Origin of the sequence: Nocardioides sp. zg-DK7169 (assembly GCF_013155365.1) — a bacterium.
Taxonomy (GTDB): domain Bacteria; phylum Actinomycetota; class Actinomycetes; order Propionibacteriales; family Nocardioidaceae; genus Nocardioides.
Genome location: NZ_JABJRA010000013.1, coordinates 78,707 through 94,264, shown reverse-complemented (window position 1 = coordinate 94,264; position 15,558 = coordinate 78,707). Strand labels below are relative to the sequence as shown.

General features: G+C 74.0%; 15 protein-coding genes. 13 read left to right on the top strand and 2 right to left on the bottom strand.

What is annotated here, in order from left to right; translation table 11 throughout:
* Positions 1-3: 3 nt before the first annotated feature.
* Positions 4-588 (bottom strand): TetR/AcrR family transcriptional regulator, encoded by a 585-nt coding sequence (locus HOQ23_RS18200; RefSeq protein ID WP_172216525.1) that lies wholly within the window; start codon positions 586-588, stop codon positions 4-6.
* A gap of 306 nt (positions 589-894) precedes the next feature.
* On the opposite strand from HOQ23_RS18200, the gene HOQ23_RS18195 reads away from it, so the two are divergent.
* Genes HOQ23_RS18195 through HOQ23_RS18140 form a run of 12 tightly spaced genes read left to right on the top strand, consistent with a single transcriptional unit; the run spans position 895 to position 12,776 of the window.
* Positions 895-1,449, top strand: a complete 555-nt coding sequence (locus tag HOQ23_RS18195; RefSeq protein WP_172216523.1) for a MaoC family dehydratase N-terminal domain-containing protein — start codon at positions 895-897, stop codon at positions 1,447-1,449.
* Positions 1,446-1,868 carry a Zn-ribbon domain-containing OB-fold protein gene (locus tag HOQ23_RS18190; protein ID WP_172216521.1) on the top strand — a complete coding sequence of 141 codons (423 nt, stop codon included), beginning with the start codon at positions 1,446-1,448 and terminating at the stop codon, positions 1,866-1,868. Before HOQ23_RS18195 ends, HOQ23_RS18190 begins: the two co-directional genes overlap by 4 nt.
* A complete protein-coding gene (locus HOQ23_RS18185) occupies positions 1,865-2,284 on the top strand; it encodes a MaoC/PaaZ C-terminal domain-containing protein (RefSeq protein ID WP_172216519.1) in 420 nt (139 codons plus the stop codon). Before HOQ23_RS18190 ends, HOQ23_RS18185 begins: the two co-directional genes overlap by 4 nt.
* On the top strand, positions 2,281-3,462 hold the full coding sequence (locus tag HOQ23_RS18180; RefSeq protein WP_172216517.1) for a lipid-transfer protein: 1,182 nt from the start codon (positions 2,281-2,283) through the stop codon (positions 3,460-3,462). The genes HOQ23_RS18185 and HOQ23_RS18180 overlap by 4 nt, the downstream gene beginning before the upstream one ends.
* A gap of 16 nt (positions 3,463-3,478) precedes the next feature.
* Entirely contained in the window at positions 3,479-4,330 is an 852-nt protein-coding gene (locus HOQ23_RS18175; protein WP_172216515.1) for an SDR family oxidoreductase, read from the top strand.
* Positions 4,327-5,466 (top strand): steroid 3-ketoacyl-CoA thiolase, encoded by a 1,140-nt coding sequence (locus tag HOQ23_RS18170; protein WP_172216513.1) that lies wholly within the window; start codon positions 4,327-4,329, stop codon positions 5,464-5,466. The genes HOQ23_RS18175 and HOQ23_RS18170 overlap by 4 nt, the downstream gene beginning before the upstream one ends.
* A 47-nt stretch (positions 5,467-5,513) precedes the next feature.
* Positions 5,514-7,775: an acyl-CoA dehydrogenase gene (locus HOQ23_RS18165; protein ID WP_172216503.1), complete on the top strand. Its 2,262-nt coding sequence runs from the start codon at positions 5,514-5,516 to the stop codon at positions 7,773-7,775.
* A gap of 51 nt (positions 7,776-7,826) precedes the next feature.
* Complete coding sequence (locus tag HOQ23_RS18160) at positions 7,827-9,080, top strand: acyl-CoA dehydrogenase family protein (RefSeq protein ID WP_172216501.1); 1,254 nt, start codon at positions 7,827-7,829, stop codon at positions 9,078-9,080.
* A gap of 1 nt (position 9,081) precedes the next feature.
* On the top strand, positions 9,082-10,212 hold the full coding sequence (locus HOQ23_RS18155) for an acyl-CoA dehydrogenase family protein (protein WP_172216499.1): 1,131 nt from the start codon (positions 9,082-9,084) through the stop codon (positions 10,210-10,212).
* On the top strand, positions 10,209-11,348 hold the full coding sequence (locus HOQ23_RS18150; RefSeq protein ID WP_172216497.1) for a steroid 3-ketoacyl-CoA thiolase: 1,140 nt from the start codon (positions 10,209-10,211) through the stop codon (positions 11,346-11,348). The genes HOQ23_RS18155 and HOQ23_RS18150 overlap by 4 nt, the downstream gene beginning before the upstream one ends.
* A gap of 1 nt (position 11,349) precedes the next feature.
* Positions 11,350-11,955, top strand: coding sequence for a PaaI family thioesterase (locus HOQ23_RS18145; protein ID WP_172216486.1), 606 nt, complete (start codon positions 11,350-11,352; stop codon positions 11,953-11,955).
* The gene (locus tag HOQ23_RS18140) at positions 11,952-12,776 is read left to right on the top strand and encodes an SDR family NAD(P)-dependent oxidoreductase (protein WP_172216484.1); all 825 of its coding nucleotides are present in this window, start codon (positions 11,952-11,954) and stop codon (positions 12,774-12,776) included. Before HOQ23_RS18145 ends, HOQ23_RS18140 begins: the two co-directional genes overlap by 4 nt.
* A 25-nt stretch (positions 12,777-12,801) precedes the next feature.
* Here the strand turns inward: HOQ23_RS18140 and HOQ23_RS18135 are convergent, their stop codons facing one another.
* Complete coding sequence (locus HOQ23_RS18135) at positions 12,802-13,818, bottom strand: alpha/beta hydrolase (protein WP_172216482.1); 1,017 nt, start codon at positions 13,816-13,818, stop codon at positions 12,802-12,804.
* A gap of 68 nt (positions 13,819-13,886) precedes the next feature.
* On the opposite strand from HOQ23_RS18135, the gene HOQ23_RS18130 reads away from it, so the two are divergent.
* On the top strand, positions 13,887-15,482 hold the full coding sequence (locus HOQ23_RS18130; RefSeq protein ID WP_216654402.1) for an ABC transporter substrate-binding protein: 1,596 nt from the start codon (positions 13,887-13,889) through the stop codon (positions 15,480-15,482).
* Positions 15,483-15,558: the final 76 nt, after the last annotated feature.

Sequence of the window (15,558 nt, the reverse complement as noted above, 5' to 3'; positions counted from 1 at the left end):
GCCTCAGCCGCGGGGCGTGAACCCCTCGAGGAACAGCGCCGCGAGCAGGTCGCCGAGCTCCTCGGTGGTGTGGGAGTCCCGGCTCGGCCAGTGCATCGAGGCCCACAGGGCGTCGCGCAGCGAGCGGTAGAAGATCTCGACCGGGATGTCGGCGCGGAAGGTGCCGTCCTGCACGCCGGCGGTGATCGCGGCCATCCAGTGCTCGCGGATCAGCCGCGCCTGGGCATCGACCTCGGCGAGCAGGTCGTGGTCGCGCAGGTAGGCGCGGTCGTTCTGGTAGATCGCGGTGGCGTGCGGGTGCGTCTCGATCACCCGCAGCGTCGCGTGGATCATGCCGCGCACAGTCCGGGCGGGGGACTCCCCGCGCGCGACCACCTCGCGGAACGCGGCGTGGATGTCGCTCATGAACTCGACCAGGACCTCGGCCAGGATCGCGTTCTTCGAGGGGAAGTAGTGGTACAGGCTGCCGGAGAGCACCCCTGCCGCCTCACCGATGTCGCGGACCGTGGTCGCCGCGACGCCGTGGGTCGCGAAGAGCGCGGCCGAGACGTCCCTGATGGTGGCTCGGCGGTCCGATCCCTTGCTCATCGTGGTCCTTCCGCGGGGCGAGTGGGTCGGTGCGGGGCGCGCGGCCCGGCGGCCGGGGCACGTGGGCGAGCGCAGCGTACAAGCGGGCGCACCGCACGCGGCCAGCACAGAGGGTGGTGGGTGCGGGCCTCCGGGCGCGCGGCGCCTTCCCGGTGGGTGGGAGATCGTGTGGTCCCGATCGGCGGGCGGGGCGAGCGTTCGCAGCAGGCCCCCGCTCCGGGTGGTCGCGATCAGTGGGATCGATGGGCGGCGTACGGCGGGACCGGGTGCTACGGTGCAAAACCAAGCGCTTGCTACGGAGGTGTGATGAAGGAGCTCGAGGCACAGTTCGAGCAGTTCGTCGGTCAGGTTGCCGAGCCGCCACGCGTTGCCCGCTACGCGGTCAACGAGGCGATGATCCGCAACTGGGTCGAGGCCCACGACGATCTCAACCCCGTCTACGTCGACGCGGAGGCCGCTCGCGCCACCGGTCGCAGCGGGGTGATCTGCCCGCCGGCCATGGTCACCACCTGGGTCATGCAGGGCTACCGCCGCTGGCGGGCCGTGCAGCGCCAGCAGCAGACGGGGGTCGTGGAGGACCACGCCTACTTCCGCCTGCTCGCGCTGCTGGCCGAGCACGGCTTCACCTCGGTCGTGGCGACCAGCCAGGAGCAGGAGTACCTCCGCGAGCTCCAGCCCGGCGACCACGTGACCTGCCACTTCACCATCGAGTCGATCTCGCCGGTGAAGCGGACCGGTCTCGGGCTGGGCTGCTTCATCACCCTCAACAAGCGCTACGAGGACCAGCACGGCGAGCTGCTCGTCGACGAGCGCTTCGTCATGCTCCGCTTCGACCCGCGCACCCAGGAGGATGTGGCATGAGCGAGGCCCCCCGGACCAGCGTCCCCGGCCTGACCGTCACCCAGGACAACCAGTTCTTCTTCGACGCCGCGCGCGAGGGCCGCCTGGAGATCCAGCGCTGCACCTCGTGCGAGACGCTGCGCCACCCGCCGGCCCCGGCCTGCCCGTCGTGCCGCTCCTTCGAGTGGGACACGGTGGAGTCGACCCGGCGCTGCACGCTGCACAGCTGGACGGTCATCCACCACCCGCAGGACCCGGCGTTCACCTACCCGCTCGCGGTGGGCCTGGTGGACCTCGAGGAGGGCACCCGCCTCGTCGCCGACATCAGCGGCGTCGACCACGACGACCTGAAGATCGGCATGGAGCTCGAGGTCGGCTTCTCCGAGCACGCCCACGGCGAGGTGCTGCCGCAGCTGCGCCCGGTCGGGGGGCAGGCATGAGCACGCTGGACATCCGCGGCCGCGCCGTCGGCGACACGCTGCCCGAGCTCGCGCTCCCGCTGGACCGGACGACGATCGTGGCCGCGGCCATCGCCTCGCAGGACTTCGAGGACGTGCACCACGACCCGAGCAAGGCCAACGACCGCGGCACGCCGGACATCTTCATGAGCATCAACTCGACCAACGGGTTCCTGGACCGCTACGTCACCGACGTCTTCGGGCCGACTACGCGGTTCAAGAAGGTCTCGCTGCGCCTCGGCGTCCCGAACTTCCCCGGCGACACCATGACCTTCTCCGGTGAGGTGACCCAGGTCGCCGGCGACGACGTCACCCTCAAGGTCGTCGGGCGCAACGCCCGCGGTGCCCACGTCACCGCGACCGTCACGATCACCCCGAGCCAGGAGGCTGCGAAGTGAGCAAGGGCTTCTCCGGCGGCGCCGCGATCGCCGGCATCGGCGCCACCGAGTTCTCCAAGAACTCCGGGCGCAGCGAGTGGCAGCTGGCCTGCGAGTCGGTGCTGGCCGCGCTCGAGGACGCCCAGATCGGCGTCGAGGAGGTGGACGGCTTCGCGCTGTTCACCATGGAGACCAACCCCGAGATCGCCGTCGCCCGCGCGCTCGGCATCCCGGAGCTGAAGTTCTTCAGCCGCATCCCGCACGGCGGCGGCGGCGCGTGCGCGCCGGTGCAGCAGGCGGCGCTCGCGGTCACCTCCGGCGTCGCGGACGTCGTGGTCGTCTACCGCGCCTTCAACGAGCGCTCGGGCCACCGCTTCGGCGCCGGCCCGCCGCCGTTCGCCTACAACCAGAACACCGACCAGGAGTACCGCAACTGGATCAACCCCTACGGGCTGCTCACGCCGGCCCAGCAGGAGGCGTTCCTCGCGCGGGTCTACATGGAGCGCTACGGCGCCACCAGCGCGGACTTCGGTGCGATCTCGGTGCTCTCGCGTAAGCACGCGGCGAACAACCCGAAGGCCTGGTTCCACGGCCGCCCGATCACGATCGAGGAGCACCAGGCCTCGCGGATGATCGCCGACCCGCTGCGGCTGCTCGACTGCTGCCAGGAGAGCGACGGCGGCCAGGCGCTGGTCATCGTCAGCGCCGAGCGGGCGCGCGACCTGCCGCACCCGCCCGCGCTGATCACCGGTGCCGCCCAGGGCGTCGGCCCCCAGCAGATCTCGATGAGCAGCTACTACCGCGAGGACATCGACGCGATGCCCGAGGTCGAGCTCGTCGCGCGCCAGCTGTGGAGCCAGGCCGGCATCGGCCCGGACGACATCGACGCGGCGATCCTCTACGACGCCTTCACCCCGATGGTGCTGCTCCAGCTGGAGGAGTACGGCTTCTGCGGCCGCGGCGAGGCACGTCACTTCATCGCCGACGGCAACCTCGAGCTCGACGGCCGGCTGCCGATCAACACCCACGGCGGCCAGCTCGGCGAGGGCTACATCCACGGCGTCAACGGCATCGCCGAGGGCGTCCGGCTGATCCGCGGCACCTCGGTCAACCAGCCGGCCAAGACGCTCGACAACGTGCTGGTCACCGGCGGCTCGCCGGTCCCGCACAGCGCGATCGTCCTCACGGCCGACCGCTGAGACGAGGGGGATCGCCTTGACCGGGAGGTTCGCGGGCCGCCGCGCGGTGGTCACCGGTGCCAGCCGAGGCATCGGTGCCGGCATCGCCGAGCGGCTCGCGGCCGAGGGCGCCGACGTGGTGCTCGTGGCGCGCACCGTGGAGCCCGACGGGCACCCGCTCGGCGGCAGCCTGCGCGAGACCGCGGACCGGCTCGCCCGGCACGGCACCCGGGTCGGCGTGGTCGCGGCCGACCTCAGCGACGAGGAGGGCCGGGCCCGGATCCTCCCGCGGGCCGCGGAGCTGCTCGGCGGCCACGTCGACGTCCTGGTCAACAACGCGGCGGCGGCGATCTACCAGCCGCTCGCCGACTACCCCCTCAAGCGCCGCCGGCTGACCTTCGAGGTCAACGTGCACGCGCCCCTGGACCTGATCCAGGCGGCGCTGCCCGGGATGCGCGAGCTGGGGTCGGGCTGGATCGTGAACCTCTCCAGCGCGACCGCCCGCCACCAGCCCGGTCCGCCGTTCGAGCTCGTCGAGCCCGGCACCGCGATGGCGGTGTACGGCGCGTCGAAGGCGGCCCTCGACCGGATCACCCACGGCCTCGGCGCCGAGCTCCACGGCACCGGGATCCGGGTCAACACCGTCCAGCCGCGGGCCGCCGTGCTCAGCGAGGGCGCCGCCCGGCTGGTCGGCGCCACCATCCGCCCCGACCAGGTGGAGTCGCTCGAGGAGATGGTCGAGGGCGCCGTCGCGCTGTGCGACTGCCCGCCCGACGTCACCGGGCAGGTCACGGTCAGCCTGGACCTGATCCGCGACTGGGGCCTCACCGTGCACGGCCTGGACGGCCGGCCGCTGGCGGCCACCGCCGGCGAGGGGGCCGGCTCATGAGGCCCGTGATCGTGGACGCCGCGCGGACGCCGTTCGGCAGGCGCGCCGGCTGGCTGGACACCGTGCACGCCGTCGAGCTCCTCGGCCACGCCCAGCGCGGCGTGCTCGCGCGCACCGGTCTGGACCCCGACCTGGTCGAGCAGGTCATCGGCGGCTGCGTGACCCCGCTGGCCGAGCAGTTCGGCAACGTCACCCGCACCGCCTGGATGCACGCCGGGCTGCCGTCCCTGACCGGGGCCACGACCATCGACGCCCAATGTGGCACCGCCGCCCAGGCGACCGCGCTGCTCGCCGGGCAGATCGCGATGGGCGCCGTGGACGTCGGCATGGCCTGCGGCGTCGAGATGATGTCCCACGTCCCGCTGACCTACAAGGTCGGCACCGGGCTCGGCACCCCGCGCCCCGCGTCCTGGTCGATCGACAGCCCGGACCAGTACACCGGCGCCGACCGGATCGCCGCGAACCGCGGCCTCACCCGCACCGACCTCGACGCCTACGGCCTGCGCTCGCAGCAGCGCGCCGCGGCGGCCTGGGACACCCACCGCTTCGACGCCCAGATCGTCCCCGTCACCGTGGTCGACGAGGACGGCGGCTCGCGCGTCGTGACCCGCGACCAGGGGCTGCGCGAGACCAGCATGGAGGCGCTCGCCCGGCTGGCGCCGGTGAAGGAGGGCGGCCTGCACACCGCCGGCACCTCCTCGCAGGTCTCCGACGGCGCGAGCGCGGCCCTGCTGATGGCCGAGGACCGGGCCCGCGAGCTCGGCCACCGCCCCCGCGCCCGGATCGTCGGCCAGGCGGTCGTCGGCGGCGACACGACGTACCTCCTCGACGGGCCGATCGCGGCCGCCGAGCGGGTGCTGTCCCGCACCGGGCTGAGCATCGCCGACATCGACCACTTCGAGGTCAACGAGGCCTTCGCGTCGGTCCCGATGTCCTTCGCCCGCGTCCACGGCGTGCCCGAGGAGCTGCTCAACCCGCTCGGCGGCGCGATCGCGCTCGGCCACCCGGCGGGCGCCACCGGCATCCGGCTGATCGCCACCGCCATCGAGGAGCTGGAGCGCCGCGACGCCCAGCTCGCGATGGTCGCCATCTGCGCCTCCGCGGCCACCACCTGCCTGGTGCTCGAGCGTCTCTGAGCGCCCCCGCGCCACCCCGGCACCACTCCCGACCGAGGAAGAAGACCATGCCCCTCGCCCTCTCCGACGAGCACCGCGACCTGGCGGGATCCGTGGCGGCCTGGAGCCGCCGCGCGGCGCCGGTCGAGACCACCCGGGCCCACCTCGCCGGGCTCGGCGCCGGCGAGCGCCCCGCGTCCTGGCCCGGCCTGGTCCAGCAGGGGCTGCACGCGCTCCACCTCCCCGAGGAGCACGGCGGCGCGGGTGCCGGTCTCGAGGAGCTGGCCGTCGTCGCCGAGCAGCTGGCCACCGAGCTGCACCCCGGCCCCTGGCTGCCGACCGTGACGACCAGCGCGGTGCTGGGCGCCGCCACCGCGCAGGGCTCGCTCCCGCGCCTGCTCGAGGAGCTCGCCGAGGGCGCGACCGCGGCCCTGGTGGCCGGGCCAGGCCTGCGCGCCCGTGCCGACGAGACCGGCGGCTGGGTGCTGGACGGCACCAGCGCGCCCGCCCTCGGGGTGCCGGGCGCCGATCTCCTCCTGGTCCGTGCCCTGGCGGAGGACGGCGAGCGCTGGTTCACCGTCCGTGCCGACACGAGGGCCGGTACGACGGCGCTCGTCCACCGCGACGACCCCACCGACCTGACCCGCTCGGTCGGGCGCCTGGAGCTGAGCGCCCACCGGGTCCCCGCCGCCGACGAGGTGACCGGCGTCGACGCGGCCCGCGTCGACCTGGTCGTGACCACCCTGCTCGCAGCGGAGGCCAGCGGCGTCGCGCGCTGGTGCCTGGACACGGCCGTGGACCACGTCCGCACCCGCAAGCAGTTCGACCGCCCGATCGGCAGCTTCCAGGCCGTGCAGCACAAGGCGGCGATGATGCTGGTGCGCGCCGAGATCATCTGTGCCGCCGCCTGGGACGCCGCCCGCGCCGAGCACCACGACGCCGACCAGCAGCGCCTCGCCGCGGCGCAGGCCGGCGCGAGCGCGCTGCCGGCCGTGGTCGACACCGCGGTGGAGTGCATCTCGCTGCTCGGCGGCATCGGCTTCACCTGGGAGCACGACGCCCACCTGTACTGGCGGCGCGCCGTCAGCCTCGCCTCCGCAGGCGGCGAGCAGGCCCGCTGGGAGACGGCGCTCGGCGAGGCCGCCCTGGGCGCCACTCGCGACTTCTCCTTCGTCGACCCCGACGCGATGCCCGAGCTGCGCGCCGAGGTCGCCGGCATCCTCGCCGAGGTCGCCGAGCTGGCCGAGGACGGCCGGCCCGCCCTCGGCTGGGCGCCGGCCCGCGGCGGCGCCCGGCAGGCCCGGCTGGCCGAGGCCGGCCTGGTCGCCCCGCACTACCCCCGGCCCTGGGGCCGCGACGCCGGCCCGCAGGAGCAGGCGGTGATCGCCCACGAGTTCGCCCGCGCGGGACAGGCCGCGCCGTCCACGGTGATCGGGGAGTGGGTGCTGCCGACGCTGCTGGTCCACGGGACCGCCGAGCAGCAGCAGCGCTTCGCCGAGCCGACGCTGCGTGGCGAGATCTTCTGGTGCCAGCTCTTCAGCGAGCCCGGCGCCGGCTCCGACCTCGCCGGCCTCTCCACCCGCGCCCGCAAGGTCGAGGGCGGCTGGGTGCTCTCGGGGCAGAAGGTGTGGAACTCCATGGCCCACGAGGCCGACTGGGGCGTCTGCCTGGCCCGCACCGACACCGAGGCCCCCAAGCACGAGGGGATCTCCTACTTCCTCGTCGACATGCGCTCCGCGGGCGTCGACGTGCGCCCGCTGCGGCAGGCCACCGGGATGTCGGAGTTCAACGAGGTCTTCCTCGACGACGTCTTCGTGCCCGACGAGTGCCTGGTCGCCGCCCCCGGGGAGGGCTGGCGGCTCGCGGTCACCACCCTGGCCAACGAGCGGCTCAGCATGGGCGCGCACCTGAGCCACGGCTCCAGCGACCGGGTGCGCGACCTGCTCGCCGACCCCGCGCACCCGGCGCCGCGCGCCGAGGTCGTCCGCGTGCTCGGCCGCTGCGTCGGGCGCGAGATGTCGCTGTCCGCGCTCAACCTGCGCAGCGTGCTGGCCCGGATCTCCCAGCTCGACCTGGGCGCGGAGATCAGCGTGCAGAAGGTCTTCAACGCCGTCGCGCAGCGCGACAACTCCCGCGACCTGCTCACGGTCCTCGGCCCGCGTGGCCTGGTCGCCGTACCGCCGGACGGCGGGCACGGCGACCCCTCGACGGACAGCCGGATCGACCCCGTCATCGACCACCTCGGCCTGCCCTCGGTGCTCTTCGGCGGCGGCACGATCGAGATCCAGCTCAACGTCATCGCCCGCCGCGTGCTGCGCCTGCCCCGGTGACCGGCGCGCCGCAACACCCCGAACTCCTGACCACACGAGAGGTGGCGCACCATGCATCCTGATCTCTCCGAGAAGTCCAAGCAGCTCCGTGCCGAGCTGCGGGCCTACTTCGCCGAGCTGATCACCGAGGAGGACCGCCGCGACCTGGTCGACCAGACCGAGGGCGGCCCGACCTTCGAGCGTCTCTACCGCCAGATGGGCGCAGACGGCTGGCTCGGCCTCGGCTGGCCGGAGGAGTACGGCGGCCGCGGGGAGGACCCCGAGGCGCTCTACGTCTTCTACGACGAGGTCATCCGCGCCAACGCGCCGCTGTCCCTGGTCACGCTCAACACCGTCGCCCCCGCCCTGATGAAGGCCGGCACCCAGGAGCAGAAGGACTACTTCCTGCCCCGGATCCTCAGCGGCGAGCTGATGTTCGCGATCGGCTACACCGAGCCCGGCGCCGGCACCGACCTCGCGTCGCTGCAGACCCGCGGTCGCGTCGAGGGCGACGAGCTGGTCATCAACGGCAACAAGATCTTCACCAGCGCCGGCGTCTTCGCCGACTGGGTGTGGCTCGCGGTCCGCACCGACCCCGACGCCGTGCGCCACCGCGGCATCTCCGTCGTGCTGGTGCCGACCACCGACCCCGGCTTCTCCGCGACCGAGATCCACACCGTCGGCGGGATCAGCACCGCCGCGACGTACTACGAGGACGTCCGGGTGCCGCTCACCCACCTGGTGGGCGGGCTGAACGAGGGTTGGGGCCTGATCACCAACCAGCTCAACCACGAGCGGGTCGCGCTGGCCGCCCGCGGCGGCATCGCCAACGAGCTGTACGACGAGGTGCTGCGCTGGTCGCTCACCGAGCGGATCGGCGAGCGCCGGGTGTACGACGTGCCGTGGGTGCGCAGCACCTTGGCCGAGGTCTACGCCCTGCTCAGCGCGGCCGACCTGGTCAGCCTGCGCCTGGTCGCGGACGTCGCGGCCAACACCCTCGGCGGCGGGGAGTCCGCCGCGGCGAAGGTGTTCGGCACCGAAGCCGTCGTGACCGCCTACGGCCAGCTCCAGCAGGTGCTCGGCGCGACCGGCCTGCTGCGCCCCGGCACCCCGGGCGCCGCGATCCAGGGCCGCGTGGAGAACCTCGGGCGCCGCGCCCAGAACAACACCTTCGGCGGCGGCACCAACGAGGTCATGCGCGAGATCGTCGCGGCCAAGACCCTCGGCATGACCATGGGCTCGCGTCGTCGGGAGGCCCCCGCGGCCCCGGCCGCTGCGCCGACCCTCGGCACCACCCCCACCACCGGCGAGAGCGCGAGGAGCTGACATGGAGTTCGAGCTGACCGGAGACCACGTCGAGGTCCGCGACCTCGCCGCCAAGATCTTCGCCGACCTGGCGAGCACCGAGCGCGTCGTGCAGGTCGAGAAGGAGGAGGACTCCTTCGACCGCCGGCTGTGGTCGACCCTCGCCGACTCGGGGATGATCGGCATCGCCGTGCCCGAGCCCGCCGGCGGCGCCGGCCTGGGCATGCTGGGCCTGGTGGCGCTGCTCGAGCAGCAGGGCCGCCGGGTCGCCCCGGTGCCGCTGTGGTCGGTGGTCGCGGGGGCCGCGCTGCCGATCGCCGAGTTCGCCTCGCCGGCCCAGGCCGAGCGCTGGCTGCCCGGCCTGCTCGACGGCACGCGCCTGGTGACCGGCGGGTTCGACGCGCTGCCGGGCCGCAGGGCCTCGCTCACCGGACGCCGCACGGGTGCGGCGATCACGGTGGACGGCGAGATCGCCCAGGTGCCTGCCGCCGGCCTGGCCGCCGCGCTCGTGGTGCCGGTCGAGCTGGAGGACGGCGACCTCGTCGTCGCCGTGGTGCCCACCGACCGGGCGGGCGTCTCGCTCACCCCGGTGGCCCCGACCAGCCGCGAGAACGCCGCCGCCGTCCGCTTCGACGGCGTCGAGCTGGACGCCGAGGACGTGCTGCCCGGGGACGGCGCCCAGCAGGTCGAGTGGGTCCGCAACCGGATCCGGGTCGCGCTGGCCGCGGTCCAGCTCGGCGTCTGCGCGGAGGCGCTGCGGGTCACCGCGGCGTACACCAGCGAGAGGATGCAGTTCGGCCGGCCGCTGTCGACCAACCAGGCGGTCGCGCTGCGCGCCGCCGACGCCCACATCGACACCGAGGCGATCCGGGTGACCACCTACCGGGCGGCCTGGCTGCTCGACGATGGCCGCGAGCAGGACGCCGGCGCGGCGACGCTGGTGGCGAAGTGGTGGGCCTCGACGGGCGGGCTGCGCGCCGTCCACGCCACCCAGCACCTGCACGGCGGCATCGGCGCGGACGTCGACTACCCGATCCACCGCTACTTCCTGTGGGGCCGGCAGGTCGCCTTCTCCCTGGGCAGCGCGGCCGCGGTCGCCGCCGAGCTCGGCGACGTGCTCGAGACCGCCCCGGCGATCGGAGCCCCCGCGTGAGCACCGGCACCCCCGTCCTGATCGACGCCGCGCGCACGCCGTACGGGCGCCGCGGCGGCGACCTCTCGCACCTGCACGCCACCGAGCTGCTCGGCCTCGCCCAGCGCGGGATCCTCGAGCGCACCGGCGTCGACCCCGCGGAGGTGGGGGAGGTGATCGGCGGCTGCGTGACCCAGGCCGGCGAGCAGTCCGGCAACGTGGTGCGCTTCGCGTGGCTGCACGCCGGCCTGCCCCAGCAGGTCGGGTCCACGACCATCGACGCCCAGTGCGGCTCGGCCCAGCAGGCCGTCCACCTGGTCGCCGCCCAGATCGCCGCGGGCCTGGTCGACGTCGGCATGGCCTGCGGGGTGGAGGCGATGTCGCGCGTGCCGCTGCTGGCCAACCTCGGCGACGGCGTGGGCAGGCCGCGTGCGGACGACTGGACCATCGACCTGCCGGCGCAGTACGAGGCGGCCGACCGGATCGCCGCGCGTCGCGGGTTGAGCCGTGAGGACCTCGACGCCTTCGGCCTGGCCTCGCAGCAGCGCGCCCGGGCCGCCTGGGACGCCGGCCACCTCGACCGGCAGGTCATCGAGGTGACCCGCGCCGACGGCAGCGTGATGACCCGCGACCAGGGGCTGCGCGAGACCAGCGCCGAGGCGCTCGCCGGGCTGAGGCCGATCCGCGAGGGCGGCCTGCACACCGCCGGCACCGCCTCGCAGATCTCCGACGGCGCCTCCGCGGCGCTGCTCATGGACGCCGACGTCGCGCGAGCCCACGGGCTGCGGCCGCGGGCCCGGATCGTGGCCCAGTGCCTGCTCGGTGCCGAGCCGGAGTACCTCCTCGACGGCCCCGTGGCCGCCGGGACGCGGCTGCTCGAGCGCACCGGCATGAGCATCGGCGACATCGACCTGTTCGAGGTCAACGAGGCGTTCGCCGCCGTCCCGATGTCCTTCGCGCGGGTGCACGGCGTGGACCCCGAGCGGCTCAACGTCAACGGCGGCGCGATCGCCGTCGGCCATCCGGTCGGCTCGACCGGCATCCGGCTGATCGCCTCGGTCGTCGACGAGCTCGAGCGTCGCGACCTGACCACCGGCCTGGTCGCGATCTGCGCGGGCGGCGCCCAGGTCACCGGCGCCATCATCGAGAGGATCTGACATGCCCGTCGTCTACGAGACCACCGAGGTCGAGCAGGAGACCGCCGAGCTGGTGAGCGCCACCCGCGACCTGATGCGCGCGGTCGCCACCACCGGCCTGGGCGCCGAGGGGCTGCGCGCGGCCCGCGCCGAGGTCGAGCGGCTCACCGCCCGGCTCGCGCAGGACCCCCGCGACCGGGTGCTCCGCGCGCCGCTGGACGGCCCGGCGCGGGCGCGCGCGGCCGGCGAGCCGTGGTCGATCTTCCGCTACAGCCCGCAGGCGCTGCCGCTCGACATCTCCTTCGGCGACGGGACCGCCCACGCCCGCACGATGGGCGACGCGCTGTACGAGGGGCCGCGCGACTCGGTGCACGGCGGCTACCTCGCCCACCTGCTCGACTGCATGCTCGGCACCCTCGTGCAGTCCCAGGGCCTGCTCGCGGTGACCGCGACTCTCGACCTGCGCTACCTGCACCGCACGCCGCTGGACGTGCCGCTGGACCTGCACGCGCGGATCCTCGAGCGCAGCGGTCGCCGGCTGCGCGCCGAGGGCTGGGTGGAGCACGAGGGCACCCGCACCGTCGAGGCCACCGGCCTGTTCATCGAGATCGCGGGGACCCCGTCGTGAGCTACCCGCTGACCGGACTTCAGGACCGCGTCGCCGTCGTCACCGGCGCGGGCCGGATGCGCTCGATCGGTCGCGCGATCGCCGTCGAGCTCGCCCGGGCGGGCTGCGACGTGGTCGTGACCGGCACCGGCCGCGGGCTGGAGCACCGTCCCGCCGACGAGGTCGAGGCCGACTGGCGCGACATCGAGTCGGTCGCCGAGGAGGTCCGCGCGCTGGGCCGCCGGGCACTGCCGGTGGTCTGCGACGTCTCCGACGAGGCCTCCGTCGACGCGCTGCTGGCGCGGGTGGTCGACGAGCTCGGCCGCGTCGACGTGGTGGTCAACAACGCCGCCGCCTCCCGCGGCCCGGACCGGCTCCCCGTGCTCGAGGTGCCGGTCGAGGCGTGGGACCGGGTGATGGCGGTGAACCTGCGCGGCACCTTCTTGATGACGCGCGCCTTCGGCCGCCGGCTGGTCGAGCAGGGCGAGGGCGGCAGCATCGTCAACATCTCCTCGATCGGCGGCAAGCTGAGCGGGCCCGGCACCGCGGCGTACAGCGCCTCGAAGGCAGGGGTGCAGTCGCTGACCTCCTCGGCGGCCAAGGAGCTGGGCCGTCACCGGATCCGGGTCAACGCCATCTGCCCGGGGGTCACCGAGACCAGCCGCCTCGACGACCAGGACACCGACACCTGGCAGGCCTACGTCGCCGCCAACCTGCCGCTGGGCCGGGCCGGCACGCCCCAGGAGGTCGCCGCGACCGCGGTGTTCCTGGCCAGCGACCAGGCCGGCTGGGTGACCGGGCAGTCCTGGAACGTCGACGGGGGCCAGCTGACCGTGCGCTGAGCCCCGACCCGGCACCCGCGGCGGGTCAGGCGGGCGGGGCCCAGCCGGCGTGGCGGGCGAGGAAGTGCGCGAGCTCGTCGTAGCGCTCCCGGTCCTCCGGGGCTCCACCGAACCCGCCGTGCGGCATCGCCTCCCACACGTGGAGCTCGGCCACCTGGCCCGCCCGGCGCAGGGCGCGGTGCATGCGCACGGTGTTGGACAAGAACAGGTCCCGCGTGCCGGTCTGGAGGTACGTCGGGGGGTAGCCCGGCGCGAAGTCGCCGAACAGCGGTGAGACGAGCGGGTCGGTGAGGTCCGCGCCGGCGGCGTAGAGCCGGTTCATCTCGGGCAGGCCCCGCGGCAGGACGACGTCGAGCTCGCGGTTGGTGACGAAGGTGTCGCCGCTCTCGGTCAGGTCGACCTCGGGGGTGAGGAGCGCGACCGCCGACGGGAGCGGCAGGCCCAGCTCGCGCAGGCGCAGCGGCAGCGCGGCGGCGAGGTTCGCCCCGCCGGAGGCGCCCGAGACCACGACCCGCTCGGCGCCGTGCGTCTCCAGCAGCGCGCGGTAGACCGCCACGCAGTCCTCGAGCGCCGCGGGGTAGGGGTGGTCCGGCGGGGTGCGGTAGTCCACGGCGTACACCCGCACGCGGTTGGACGCCGCCTCCTGGCGGGCGAAGAGCTCGGTGCACTCGCCGCCGAGCAGCACCAGGGCACCGCCGTGGAGGTAGACGAGGGCCTTGTCGCGGTTCTCCTCCGGGACGTCGTGGGGCTCGGCGACGTGGACGACGACGCCCCCGATCGTCTCGGTGCGCACCGTCGCCGGAAGCCGGTGCATGGGTTCGCGCATCATCGCGGCGAAGGCGCCGTTGACCGCCTCGACGTGGGCGCGCCAGCCGGCGGCGTCGTCGAGCGCGGGGAGCGGCCCCTTCGCGGGCGCGGGAGTGGAGAGCCGCGCCCGGGCGGCGGGGCTCACCGAGGTCGGAGCGGGCACGAAGCGCGCCTCGAGGGTGATTCCGGCCTGCTCGGCAGCCAGTGGGACATCGGTGGCGAGGTCGTCGGACATGGTGCGACTCTAGTCACACGACCAAGCGCTTGCTAGATAATTCGGCAGCGTCCCTGAGGAGGCCCCCTGTGAAGCGTCACCCCCTGTTCCATCGTGTCGGCGCCGCCGTCGCCGTGGCGGTCCTTGCCGCCGGCTGCGCGTCGTCCAGCGACGAGGACTCCACCGGCGAGGAGGGCGTCGCCCTCAGCGAGGGGATGCGCGGCGTCTCCGACGGCGGCGAGCCCGTCGACGGCGGCACCTTCACCTACGCGGCGTACGCCGAGCCGGCGTCGCTCGACCCGGCCGTCACCATCGCGGCGGTCACCACCGGTGGTGCCGAGATGATCAACCTCTACGACACCCTGATGAACTTCGACGCCGACGCCCAGGAGTTCGAGCCGCGCCTGGCCGAGGGGCTCGAGCCCGACAAGGACCACGACACCTGGACCCTGACCCTGCGCGAGGGCGTGACGTTCTCGGACGGCACCCCGCTCGCCGCGGCGGCGGTCAAGTGGAGCCAGGACCGCTACGCCTCCATGCCCGCCCCGGAGGCGGCGCTGTGGAACGGCAACGTCACCGAGGTCGTCGTGGAGGACGAGCGCACGGTCGTCTACGAGCTCAACAAGCCGTGGCCCGGCTTCCCCAGCATCCTCAGCACCGGTCCCGGCATGATCGTGGCCAAGAGCGCGGTCGACAAGGACGGCAAGTTCACCCCCGTCGGCGCCGGCGCGTTCACCCTCGAGCGCTGGGCGCAGAGCGAGGAGCTCGCCCTCACGGCCCGCGAGGACTACTGGGACGGCGCGCCGCACCTGGACAAGGTCCGCTTCGTCTACCTCAACGACCAGCGCGCCGGCCTGGAGTCGCTGCGCTCCGACGGCGTCGACGCGGTGCTCGTGCGTGACCCCGACATCGTCGACGAGGTCCTCGAGGAGGAGTGGCCCGGCTACGTCAACATGGTCGCGGCCTCCAACACCGCCCTCATCAACGCCTCCGAGGGGCGCCCCGGCGCCGACGTGCGGATCCGCCAGGCCATGGCGCTCGCCATCGGCCCCGACCTGATCGCCGAGCGGGCGTACGGCGGGTCCGGGCTGTCGGACTCCACGCTCTTCCAGGACTACTCCGCCTGGCACACCGAGACCGCCGGGCTGGAGCTGGACCAGGACCGGGCCCGCGTGCTCGTCGAGGAGGCCAAGGCCGACGGCTGGGACGGCACGATCGAGTACCTCGACGCCACCGACCCCGCCTCGCGCGCCACCATGCAGGCCGTCAAGGGCTCGCTGGAGGCCGTCGGCTTCACCGTCACCACCCGCCCGATGCGCACCATCGCCGAGCAGATCTCGACCATCGTGGTGGACCGTGACTACGACGTCGCCGCGTGGGGCCTGAACTACCGCGAGGCGGACCCCTTCTCGAAGATGTTCGCCACGATGCACAGCGACGGCACGCAGGTCTACGACATGTACACCAGCAAGGAGATGGACGCGGCGCTCGAGGAGCTCCAGGCCGCGGCCGAGCCGGCCGAGCGGGTCGCGGCCATGGACCGCATCCAGCAGCTGGTCAACACCGACGTGCCCTACCTCAACTGGGGCCCGTTCTCGGAGTACAACGCCTGGGACGAGGACGTCCACGGCGTGGTCGGCGGCGCGGCCTCGATGATCCACCTCGCCGACGCCTGGGTGGGCTGACCTCCGGCCCCACCCGGCCCGCAGGACCGGGGTGGACCGGCGAGGGCCGGTCCACCCCGCCAGTGAACGACCCGGC

Bases quoted from the DNA above. Each gene is read 5' to 3' on its own strand.
- HOQ23_RS18190 (WP_172216521.1), top strand. From the start codon at position 1,446: ATGAGCGAGGCCCCCCGGACCAGCGTCCCCGGCCTGACCGTCACCCAG.
- HOQ23_RS18155 (WP_172216499.1), top strand. From the start codon at position 9,082: ATGGAGTTCGAGCTGACCGGAGACCACGTCGAGGTCCGCGACCTCGCC.
- HOQ23_RS18200 (WP_172216525.1), bottom strand. From the start codon at position 588: ATGAGCAAGGGATCGGACCGCCGAGCCACCATCAGGGACGTCTCGGCC.
- HOQ23_RS18135 (WP_172216482.1), bottom strand. From the start codon at position 13,818: ATGTCCGACGACCTCGCCACCGATGTCCCACTGGCTGCCGAGCAGGCC.
- HOQ23_RS18165 (WP_172216503.1), top strand. From the start codon at position 5,514: ATGCCCCTCGCCCTCTCCGACGAGCACCGCGACCTGGCGGGATCCGTG.
- HOQ23_RS18160 (WP_172216501.1), top strand. From the start codon at position 7,827: ATGCATCCTGATCTCTCCGAGAAGTCCAAGCAGCTCCGTGCCGAGCTG.
- HOQ23_RS18185 (WP_172216519.1), top strand. From the start codon at position 1,865: ATGAGCACGCTGGACATCCGCGGCCGCGCCGTCGGCGACACGCTGCCC.
- HOQ23_RS18145 (WP_172216486.1), top strand. From the start codon at position 11,350: ATGCCCGTCGTCTACGAGACCACCGAGGTCGAGCAGGAGACCGCCGAG.
- HOQ23_RS18170 (WP_172216513.1), top strand. From the start codon at position 4,327: ATGAGGCCCGTGATCGTGGACGCCGCGCGGACGCCGTTCGGCAGGCGC.
- HOQ23_RS18195 (WP_172216523.1), top strand. From the start codon at position 895: ATGAAGGAGCTCGAGGCACAGTTCGAGCAGTTCGTCGGTCAGGTTGCC.